8 protein-coding genes are annotated in these 11,010 nt (G+C 45.9%); 2 read left to right on the top strand and 6 right to left on the bottom strand.

Going from position 1 to position 11,010, the window contains the following annotated elements; all coding sequences use genetic code 11:
* Positions 1-43 precede the first annotated feature (43 nt).
* Positions 44-445 (top strand): DUF2061 domain-containing protein, encoded by a 402-nt coding sequence (locus tag QTO00_RS07480; RefSeq protein ID WP_331424019.1) that lies wholly within the window; start codon positions 44-46, stop codon positions 443-445.
* Here QTO00_RS07480 and QTO00_RS07485 read toward each other — a convergent pair.
* The gene (locus tag QTO00_RS07485; RefSeq protein WP_331424021.1) at positions 433-1,233 is read right to left on the bottom strand and encodes a glycosyl hydrolase 2 galactose-binding domain-containing protein; all 801 of its coding nucleotides are present in this window, start codon (positions 1,231-1,233) and stop codon (positions 433-435) included. The two genes, QTO00_RS07480 and QTO00_RS07485, sit on opposite strands and share 13 nt — an antisense overlap.
* A gap of 135 nt (positions 1,234-1,368) precedes the next feature.
* The gene (rraB, locus tag QTO00_RS07490) at positions 1,369-1,782 is read right to left on the bottom strand and encodes a ribonuclease E inhibitor RraB (protein WP_331424022.1); all 414 of its coding nucleotides are present in this window, start codon (positions 1,780-1,782) and stop codon (positions 1,369-1,371) included.
* A gap of 564 nt (positions 1,783-2,346) precedes the next feature.
* Here rraB and arcA point away from each other — a divergent pair.
* Positions 2,347-3,567 (top strand): arginine deiminase, encoded by a 1,221-nt coding sequence (arcA, locus tag QTO00_RS07495; RefSeq protein ID WP_331424023.1) that lies wholly within the window; start codon positions 2,347-2,349, stop codon positions 3,565-3,567.
* A gap of 200 nt (positions 3,568-3,767) precedes the next feature.
* Here the strand turns inward: arcA and tldD are convergent, their stop codons facing one another.
* The 4 genes from tldD to rng all read right to left on the bottom strand — a co-directional run.
* Positions 3,768-5,213, bottom strand: coding sequence for a metalloprotease TldD (tldD, locus tag QTO00_RS07500; protein ID WP_331424025.1), 1,446 nt, complete (start codon positions 5,211-5,213; stop codon positions 3,768-3,770).
* A 15-nt stretch (positions 5,214-5,228) separates the two neighbouring features.
* On the bottom strand, positions 5,229-6,041 hold the full coding sequence (locus QTO00_RS07505) for a carbon-nitrogen hydrolase family protein (protein ID WP_331424026.1): 813 nt from the start codon (positions 6,039-6,041) through the stop codon (positions 5,229-5,231).
* A gap of 12 nt (positions 6,042-6,053) precedes the next feature.
* Entirely contained in the window at positions 6,054-9,929 is a 3,876-nt protein-coding gene (locus tag QTO00_RS07510; RefSeq protein WP_443088905.1) for a YhdP family protein, read from the bottom strand.
* 8 nt (positions 9,930-9,937) lie between these two features.
* A partial coding sequence (rng, locus tag QTO00_RS07515) for a ribonuclease G (RefSeq protein ID WP_331424028.1) occupies positions 9,938-11,010 on the bottom strand: 1,073 nt, incomplete at its 5' end.

Genomic DNA, 11,010 nt, shown 5'->3' on the forward strand with positions numbered 1-11,010 from the left:
ATCAATAATAACTCCATAGCAAGACAATAGGTGGGTTATCAAGATGAAGAAGACAATCACATTCGCAGGCATACACTTTACAATTGCATTCACAGTCGCCTACTTACTGACTGGTGATATTTTGCTTGGTAGCCTAGTGGCCATGATTGAGCCATCTGTAAATACTGTTGCGTTTTATATCCATGAACGAGTATGGACACAAAGCAAAACACTAAGCCGTTTGGCTCGTTCAGCAAAAGTGAAAACCATCAGCTTTGCTATTGTGCATTTTAGCGTGGCATTTGGAGTGGTTTATCTACTGACTGGAGACGTATTTGTCGGTGGTATCATGGCTGCAATCGAACCAAGCATTAACACTTTCGCTTACTACTTCCATGAGAAAGTATGGTTACGCAAGCAGAGCCAAATGACCAACTGGCAATGTGATCACGCTTACATTGGGTAATGAGTAACGCGTAAATCTTTGCTTAACCCAACGTGAAAGCGTTGGGTTTGACCATCAAGGCTAACCTCTAGCAAGTACAAGTCATCCTGTTTAGGCTTATCGCTGTTAGCATAAATTGGCGCTTCAATCTGGAACAGTGCAGTGGCGTGCTTATCACGCACATCGATCGGCACATGGTAAGTCATACCATTGAACTTGATTGAGGCAGAGACTAAGCCCGGAGAGCATGTTTTATAATGCAAATCAACCAGAAATTCACAGCCACCACCATGATGCCAAATCTGTTCGGTAGCGATATGCTCTAAACGAACGTGGCGGATAAACTGCAAATAAGGCTCTTTCCACACTCCGATACGGATATCAGATTTCTCTAACGGCGACTCACCCAATGGACACAGTTGCAACTTATCTTCATCGAACAGCAGATCTTCCTCCTCTTCAAGGAACAAGATCTCAAAGCGGTTGCGACCAAGTTGCAAGTAGGGACGAATATCTTTCTTATACTCTTGCTGCGAACCATCACAATCAAACAGAGCGACGCCATTTAGCCTGACCTCAGCATGGTAATCGATTCCCCCCAGCACCAAATCAACGGCAGGGAAAGCCATCATGGCTTGGTCGACTTCGATATCGTGCATAAGGTGCCACTCTTGCGCGGCAATCTCTGACTCCGAGAGAGAATCAGGCAAAGCCAAACTTAGCGGTGCAGGAAAGGTAATGTCGTCTTGTGGGGTAGTTAAATCAGTAAGCGGTGAGACTTGCCACAAGCCTGCAAGAGAGAGTTCCATATATCGAAATCTTGTCCTAGATCAAATTTTCCTGATTATAATGCTAACTCGCTGACAAATGATATATGTGAATTAAGACAAAACAAAAATACCAGCCGATTGGCTGGTATTTGTATGTTCTTTGAGAGTATGGGATTACTCTTCGTCGTCATCTTCTTCTGGATATAGAGCGTCTTCACCATAGTAGTAGGTACCCCAACCATCGTAAATGATGTCGAACTTCTCAGCTAGGTGAACCAGCTTTTCAACTTGTGCATCAATTGCTTCAGGGTTTAACGCAGACTCCATCGTCGCGTCACAACAAAGTAGCTTTTTGCCATCTTCGTCTTCGGTCTCTTCCGCTTCAAGGACTTCGAAGCCCATTTTAAACGCTTCAACAACGGCTTTCTCTAGAACGTTGAAGTCTTCCGCGAACAAGTGGTGCTCAATCTCATACAGTGCATCTGGATCACTGCCGTCTTCTAATAAAGCTTGGATGATTTCGCGAGTCTCTTCCTTTTGAATCTCAATTAACTCTTCAACAGATAGATATTCATCTTCGTGAGACATATGTTGTGCTCCAGATAGTGGCAAAAATGATCATAATTTACAGCGGTGAAATATCGCATGGATCTATGAAAATTACTACCAAGAATATCGGTGGATCGCGATCTTTCTACCCCACTTCAACCTAGATCGAGCAAGATCTGCTTTGCATTCGAATTAATTAACATTTTTTTATCATTATAGCGATTCAGAACTTTGTCTCAATCGTAGGTTAAGAGCTATAAGCGCAATAACTGCGTTTTTATTTCAACACTATGCATAGAGCCTACGAAACAAAAAGTGCATAAATAGTTGGGGATGGACCAGTTAACAGTCATAAAATGCATAGCTATGCTCTGAACATCCCAGATTGAGCACCTAAAATCGCCAATCTGGGCGCATAGTAAAGCATCTCGTCGACAATCAACCAAAAATACAAAACTTCAAATCTTTAATTAATATCCTTTGAGTTAAGAATAAAATCACACAAAAATCATACAAGGAAAAATTATACACCACCAGGATTAGTTGCATCTTTATATTAAACTTGCCATAAATACGCACTGGAATTATTTGTAAGGATACAAGATGAGTAAGTTGTACGTAGGCTCAGAAGTCGGTCAATTACGACGTGTGCTATTAAATCGCCCAGAGCGCGCGCTCACCCACCTCACTCCATCGAACTGTCACGACCTGCTGTTTGATGATGTATTGGCTGTCGAAGCTGCCGGGGAAGAGCACGATAAGTTTGCTGAAACCTTACGCAGCCAAGATGTAGAAGTACTGCTACTTCATGACTTACTGGTTGATACTCTTGCAGTAGATGAAGCAAAAAACTGGCTTCTCAACACGCAAATATCCGATTTTCGTTACGGTCCAACCTTCGCCAAAGATCTGCGCGACTACCTATCTGAAATGGATAACGAGCATTTAGCGACAGTGTTGCTTGGCGGTTTAGCATACTCAGAACTGCCAATCCAATCTTCTTCCATGTTGCCGAGTATGCACCGCCCGCTCGACTTCGTGATTGAGCCACTACCGAATCATCTCTTTACCCGAGATACATCATGTTGGGTATATGGCGGCGTCTCTCTCAACCCAATGATGAAACCTGCTCGTCAACGCGAAACTAACCATTTGCGTGCTATCTACCGCTGGCATCCTGTATTTGCAGGTCAAGATTTCATTAAGTACTTTGGCGATGAAGACCTTCACTACGATAACGCCAATATTGAAGGTGGTGATGTACTGGTTATTGGTAAAGGTGCCGTGCTGATTGGTATGTCAGAGCGCACGACCGCACAAGGGGTAGAAAACCTAGCTGCGAGTCTATTTAAGCATGGTCAAGCGACGCAAGTGATTGCTATCGAACTGCCAAAACATCGCTCGTGCATGCACCTAGATACCGTCATGACCCATATGGATATCGATACTTTCTCGGTCTACCCGGAAATCATGCGCAAAGATCTCAACACATGGCGTCTAACGCCAAAAAACGACGGCGAAATGAAAGTAGAGAAAGTGCCGAGCTTTATCCATGCCATTGAAGAGGCACTAGGCTTAGATTACCTCAAAATTATTACCACTGGCGGCGACAGCTATGAAGCAGAGCGTGAACAGTGGAATGATGCAAACAACGTACTGACCGTTAAACCTGGCGTTGTGATTGGTTATGAGCGTAACGTTTACACCAACGAAAAGTACGACAAAGCAGGTATTAAAGTTCTGACCATTCCAGGCAATGAGTTAGGCCGCGGCCGCGGTGGCGCTCGTTGTATGAGCTGTCCGATTGAAAGGGATGGGATTTAAACGAGCAACGAGCAACGAGAAAAATTAAAGGGTTGGCGCATGACGTCAACCCTTCTTTTCACGACCAATTAAGCTTTTCTGCAACTTTCGCTCACTCATTCGCAAAGACCTCTCGAAGGACGCAGTCCGTTCTCGAATCTCGGAGCGAAGCGTTCTAACATCTCGCAGGGCGAAGCCCGCTCTCGAAACGAAGCGTTCCCTTACTCCGTACCACCAACAGTGATCGAGTCTAATTTCAGTGTTGGCTGACCGACACCGACAGGGACACTTTGACCGGCTTTACCACATACACCCACGCCTCGGTCGATACTTAGGTCGTTACCTACCATAGAGACTTGCTGCATCGCCTCAATGCCTGAGCCAATCAGTGTGGCACCTTTCACTGGACGAGTGATTTTGCCGTCTTCAATCAAGTAAGCCTCTGACGCAGAGAAAACAAACTTACCAGAAGTGATATCGACCTGACCGCCACCAAAGTTAGGCGCATACAGCCCCTTCTTCACCGTAGAGATAATCTCTTCAGGCGAGTGCTGACCTGGTAGCATGTAGGTGTTAGTCATACGCGGCATCGGCAGATGTGCATAAGACTCGCGGCGACCATTACCGGTTGGATTAACACCCATTAAACGCGCATTGAGCTTGTCCTGCATGTAGCCTTTAAGTACACCGTTTTCAATCAAGGTGTTGTATTGACCGTTAACGCCCTCATCGTCCACATTCAGTGAACCACGTAGGTCTTTGAGTGTGCCATCATCAACGATAGTACAAAGCTCAGACGTCACCTTCTCACCGACTTTGCCACTAAATACCGAAGATTCTTTACGGTTAAAGTCACCTTCTAAACCGTGACCTACCGCTTCATGCAGAAGAACGCCCGGCCAACCAGATCCTAAAACAACTGGCATCATACCAGCAGGGGCTGCATCTGCTTCTAGGTTAACAAGCGCCATGCGGATCGCTTCGTCAGCATAGTGATAAGCCACTTTAGCGCCGTCACTGTCTGTTAAGAAGAAGCCGTGACCGAACCGACCACCGCCACCAGAACTGCCACGCTCGCGACGCTCACCTTTTTGCGCAAGTACGCTAATCGACAGGCGGACAAGCGGGCGAACATCACCAGCATAAGTTCCGTCGGTCGCTGCCACTAGCATCTGCTCATGAACGCCACTTAAACTGATTGATACCTCTTTGATCAAAGGCTCTTTGGTTCTGATGTAAGCATCAAGCTCTTTTAGCAATTGAGTTTTTTGCTCTTTCTGCCAGCTTTCTAGCGGGTTAGCTGCAGCATAAAAACTTTGGTTGTCGCTACGTTTGAACGCTTGAACTTGGCCATTTTGACCTTGCTGAGCAATGCCACGTGCAGCAATTGCACTCTGGTTCAAACCTTCAAGTTGGATTTGGTCAGAGTAGGCAAAACCTGTTTTCTCACCAGCAACAGCGCGAACACCAACACCGCGATCAATATTGAATGAGCCATCTTTAATAATGCTGTCTTCAAGAACCAAAGACTCATGCCAGCTCGATTGAAAATAGATGTCAGCATAATCGATTTGGCGAGTGGCAATACTCGCAAGCGTATCAGCAATGTCTTGTTCGCTAAGTCCGGCTGGCTTTAGCAACGCATCTTCTACGTGATTAATTGTCATATTTTGCTCTTAATTTTATAACTGGTTGCTGAATCGGGCATGCTGAACCACAGGCATCGCCGCTCTTAATTCTTTTACTTGGTTTAAGTCGATATCGACCAATAGATTACTTGGCTGATCAGAAAGGCTCGCTATCACTTCACCCCAAGGGGAAACCACCATAGAGTGACCCCAAGTTTCTCGGCCACAGGGATGAACGCCAACCTGATTAACGGCAATCACCCAAGACTGAGTTTCAATCGCACGCGCTCGAAGCAAGGTTTCCCAATGTGCTTGTCCGGTGACCGCGGTAAAAGCAGCCGGAACGAGGATCAGATTAACGCCTAAACGCGCCAGTTCACTATATAAACTCGGGAAACGCACATCATAACAGATAGTCATACCAATATGAGCGAATGGTGCGAGATAAGAGACAACTTCACTGCCCGGGGTAAAGGTTTCAGACTCACGATAACGTTTATGGCTATCCGCCACATCAACATCAAACATATGCAGCTTGTCATACTGTGCAACGATTTGACCTTGCGGAGAGTAGAGCAGCGAAGTAGTAGTAACCCCATGCTTGCGTTTGATCGGCATACTGCCGACCACTAGCCATACGTTTTTCTCTCGAGCCAGCTCCGATAGACCTGCCTGAAGTGGTCCTTGAGCAATAGCTTCAGCGACATGGTGGTAATCTTTTCGGCTACCAAACACTAGCGCATTTTCAGGGGTAACGATTAGCTTAGCCCCCTGTTCAGCCAACAGGCTCACTTGCTCGCGGATATATGCCAGATTATCCACAGGATTCGGACCTGAAGTCATCTGAATTAAGCCAACTCGTTCCATGAGAGTTCCTCCCTATTGATTCGACTCGCGCAACGACTCGGGTAGTTGAAATTCTCCTCGGCTACGTGAAAGCTCTTTTACAACAGGCGCATCTAGCGGCCCTTTCACTTCATAATTGACTTGAGTGAAAACTTCCACGACCGGTGAAATTACCGTTGTAATCGCCAATACATATAGTGCTGTCTGTGGCGTAACAGCGAATGCCGTTAACACCGGGATTCCCGATGTGATATCAGGAGTAAACTTCACTTCCGCATCCACAGTGCGAGAGTTTAGGTTTGCTAACCCCTTAATATTCATCTCACCCGCGACAGCATCCATCTTGATATCGTTGGTCAAGAACACGCCATTGCGAATAGAACCGCTGCCTGTAATCGAGTTAAACGCCATACCTTTATCAAACACATCGCTAAAGTCGAGCTGCATTTTACGGATGATAGAATCCAAGCTGAATATACCTAACAGCCGTGCCGCCCCACTTACGTCAGAGATAACTCCTTTCCCTAGCTTGGTTGAGACTTCACCATTAAGAGTATCAACCCTGCCCGACCAAGGTGAGCCATCCCACTCTAACTGTGAATTGATTTCAAACGGAGCTCTCTGAATACCGGAAGTGATACCAAACCGCTCCATGACATCACTGTTGTTCTCTCCTGACATTTCAACATCGAAGCGAGTATGGTTGCTTGTTTCATTTAGCTCCCACCAACCACTCATATTGACTTTGTTAGTACCACTTTCAAAAGTGAGCTTTTTCCACTCGAGCTTGTCTCCCTGACGCTGTAAATCTAGGTGTGTTTTGCCTACTCGATAACCCTGTAGCCAGAAATCTTTAATCGTTAGCGTGATATTTGGTAGCTGATCATGAAACGTTTGTTCAAAGTGGCTAATTAAAGGTGCTTGGCTATTTTCCGGCTCAAACATCCCTTTGTCTTTAAGCTCTTCATCCAAAGCAGGAACATAAACATGCAAACGTTCGAGCGATACAGATAAATCATAAGGTTCAATATAGCGAGCTTCACCTTTGGCTTCCTGACTATCCAGAGTCACATACCAACCTAAACCTTTACGCCGGGCATTCAAATCAACGTCATTCCAAGCAATAGTTCCTAAGGTTAACTCTTTGGCATCCAAATCAATTTTAGTTGGATTAGGCACCTCCGGTGTGTTCATTTTCGACACCAAAGCCTCTGAAGGCCCTTCTTCTACTGAGAGATAGTCGAACCATTGATCCAAATCCAACTTATTCACGACCGCCTTCAATTGATGGCCCGCAACAGGGCTAATCTTAAAGCTTCCTTTACCCAAAACTAGATACGTGTCCGTCAATACAGGAACTTCAGGTCGTATATCTATCTCAGCTTGATACTTTAAGTTAGGGAGTTGGAGACGAGCGGTAATGCTCTCTTGATTGCCTGACGCTTCGAGACGCGCCTTACCCGACTTACCTGATGCCTTGTTAAGAGGAGCAGGGAAATCACTGGACAGGAACTTGAGGTCAGCTTCAGTGTTAATTTGATAGGTAAAGCCAACATCATTGAACTGAATATCCACATCCATACTCCATGGAGCATGACCATTTAAAGGGCTAAGCCACTGCTTACCCAAGTATGGGACCAAAGGCTCGACATCCCAATCTCCGACCACATCAATTGCCACCCCATAGCCTTGAGCAATGTTCTCACCTTGGAAGTCAATCGACACTGGCTGACTGAGTAAACTGGCCGACAGTCCTGCCGCACTGACCACATCATTATCAAACTCTACCCGACCAGAGACGGTTTCGAGCGTCATTGGCGGAGCATCAATCGTCACATGATTATCACGCAGATCGGCATAGCCCCACGCGCGAGCCTCTTTATCCTCACTAAAAGGAATATTAAGTTGAAAGCTAGACTCTACCTGACCATCGACTTGCACAGCGGTCAACACAGCACCCACTGAATCCACCAGTGGCGAAGCCGTCATATAGTCTCGGACCGCATTTCCTTGTGCGATCGCTTGAGCTTCAATCTCAATATGTCCACCTTCCGCCAGTTCAGGGATGCGACCAGTAATTCGCTTAGCCTTAACATCCATCAAGGTTGCACTGCGTGAGTCAAGGTGCATCGCATCATTTTGGAATAGAAGATCAAGCTGAAGATCAGTAATCGGTGGCCAAGCTGTATCAAAGCTAAATTTAGCTTGCTTTAAGCCAACCCAAGCTTGAAACATACCGTCATTGTTGTAGTAAGGAAAATCACCTAGCTCTCCATACCAAAGTAGCTTGGAGGTATTCACCTTACCACCTTGAATAGCGGTGCTTAGGTAGTCAGTCAACTGTCGACCTAAGGCTAACGTTGGTAGGTAGCGCCATGTCTCGGCTGCGTTATACAAATCCGCTTCCGCATAGAAGGATAGAAATGGGCTACGGTCATCAGGAACATCGAGTCTAAATGCACCGAGTACTTGAAGATCGGGTGTTGCAGCGGTGACTTTATCCGCCCAAATGCTCCATCCTGAATCACCATTTTGCCAAACCACATCCACTTGACCCTGCTTGATATTGAGCGGAGCTTGGAAAACATCTCCATATGGCAGCACATCATCAATTAGGTTGACCTTCGCTTGAGCTTGAGATAGGTCGCCACTCAGTGATGCAGAGAGATGACTCAAACCAGGTAGCAGATCCCACTGTTGCATGGAAATCTGCCTGAAATCAGCTGAATATTTAAGATTCTTTATGCCATTTCGAGCCGAAACTCGGATGTCTTCTACTGTGCCACCTAAAGACAAAGTATTGAGAAGTTCAGTCGTTGCCTTAGATTCAGGTGCCAACTTAACCAGTGGCGTAATTGCAGCGATATCAAGTTGCGAGACATTCAATGTCCAGTTGTCAGGCTGCCAATCAAAAGCGAGATCAAGTTCAGGCCATTCGGTATCGTCGGTAACGAGTTTCAGTGAATGAGCATTGATTTGCCAACCTTCACTATGTGGTTCTAACTCGACAATACCCGAGTCTAACCACAATTCATGACGTTGATCTTCTTTCCAGATCAGCTCAGATGTATCGAACTCCACATAGGCACTGGTTGGCTCGCTATTTTTCAGAGTAAGCCAACTGCTAAAGCTAACCTGGCCTTTTTCTATCCCCGACTCAGTTTTGATGAATGTCGTTAACCAAGGGGTGACCAACACGTTTTGCACCGAAAGGTAAAACTCTCCACTGACTTCTTTTAGCGAACCATGGTCGATAAAATCTGCGTTTACCTCAGCAGAATTTAAATTGGTGTGAGCGAAGCTTACCTCGCCATCAGCCAGATGGTGACGGCCGTTGTTTTGCCATTGAAGTCGTTTGATATCAAGCTCTCGATGAGCTCCATCGAATCCTTGAAAATGTATTTTTGACTCTCTCAGAGAGAAACCATCAAGTTGGCGCAGCAGCAACTGGTCGAGCCGTTGAACAACGTCCCTTTGTTGCCCCTTGGGCTTTAACTGAGGCGTCTCCTCGCTTTCAGTGTTTATCCACTGTATCGAGCTGATATCGAGGTTGAGTTGGTAGACCTTAAGGTCAGCAACAACCGCTTGCTGCTGAATAATAGACTGTATCAAATCGAGTTCGACTTCGACCTTGTCAGCCGAGAACTGAATACCACTGCTTTCCGGTAGCTTTGCAGCAACGCCCTGTAGAGATAACGATGGGTGAGTATTGCGCCAAAAACCCTTGATTTCGGAAACTTCTAGCTCAAAGCCAGATTCCTGATTAATCCAACTCTGAATTTGTGGCTGAAAATGGTTGAGCTGTGGCAGTGCGATACGCATAGCCGTTACTGCCGTAGCCAAAATGACTAAAACAGTAACAACCAGCCAAAGAAACGTTCGCATGACACGAGTCAACCTAGTACTCACAAGCAGCCTTACATCATCACAACGTCAAATTGCTCTTGAATGTAGAGAGGCTCAGCTTGGATTTTCACCTGCTTGCCAATAAATACTTCAAGCTCAGCCAACGCATGAGACTCTTCACCTTGTAAGTTCTCTGCCACCGCTGGTGATGCATACACAACAAAATTATCCGCATCATAAGCGCGGTTGACTCGGGTAATTTCACGTAGAATTTCGTAGCACACCGATTCCACTGTTTTAACACTGCCTCTGCCTTCACAAGTTGGGCAGGTAGAACAGAGAATATGTTCGATACTTTCACGAGTACGCTTACGAGTCATCTCAACTAGGCCAAGCTGAGTAAAACCATTGATGTTAGTCTTAACGCGATCTTTGTCGAGCGCACTAGCTAACGATGTAAGTACTCGCTCACGGTGCTCATCTGATGCCATGTCGATAAAGTCGATAATGATAATACCGCCAAGATTACGCAGCCTGAGTTGACGAGCGATAGCTTGAGTCGCTTCAACGTTAGTATTGAAGATAGTCTCTTCAAGATTACGTCGACCAACAAATGCGCCAGTGTTAATATCGACTGTCGTCATCGCTTCAGTTTGATCAATGATTAGATAGCCACCAGACTTAAGTTCAACCTTACGTTCTAAAGAGCGTTGAATTTCATTCTCAGTGTCGTACATATCGAAGATGGGCTTATCACCTTCATACAGTTCAAGCTTCTCAGTCAGCTCAGGGACGTACTCAGAAGTGAACTCTTTTAGATTTTCAAACTCCAGTCTCGAGTCAACTAGAATCTTAGTAATCTCCGTACCGACAAAATCACGCAGGATACGTTGAGAAAGCCCAAGCTCACCATACAAGGTCGCGCGGGTTTTATACTTAGTGCGACGCTCAATGACTTTCGACCATAAACGCTTGAGGAAAGCGGCGTCTTGCGATAACTCTTTCTCGTCAGCCCCTTCAGCGGCAGTACGAATGATAAAACCGCCATTTTCATCGCAGTACTCACCGACTACTCGTTTCAAGCGATTACGTTCACTCTCGCTTTCGATACGCTGAGAAACACCGACATGGCTCGCCCCTGGCA

This window comes from Vibrio sp. M260118, from assembly GCF_036533755.1.
Classification (GTDB): Bacteria; Pseudomonadota; Gammaproteobacteria; order Enterobacterales; family Vibrionaceae; genus Vibrio.

Bases quoted from the DNA above. Each gene is read 5' to 3' on its own strand.
- arcA (WP_331424023.1), top strand. From the start codon at position 2,347: ATGAGTAAGTTGTACGTAGGCTCAGAAGTCGGTCAATTACGACGTGTG.
- QTO00_RS07485 (WP_331424021.1), bottom strand. From the start codon at position 1,233: ATGGAACTCTCTCTTGCAGGCTTGTGGCAAGTCTCACCGCTTACTGAT.
- QTO00_RS07505 (WP_331424026.1), bottom strand. From the start codon at position 6,041: ATGGAACGAGTTGGCTTAATTCAGATGACTTCAGGTCCGAATCCTGTG.
- rraB (WP_331424022.1), bottom strand. From the start codon at position 1,782: ATGTCTCACGAAGATGAATATCTATCTGTTGAAGAGTTAATTGAGATT.
- tldD (WP_331424025.1), bottom strand. From the start codon at position 5,213: ATGACAATTAATCACGTAGAAGATGCGTTGCTAAAGCCAGCCGGACTT.
- QTO00_RS07480 (WP_331424019.1), top strand. From the start codon at position 44: ATGAAGAAGACAATCACATTCGCAGGCATACACTTTACAATTGCATTC.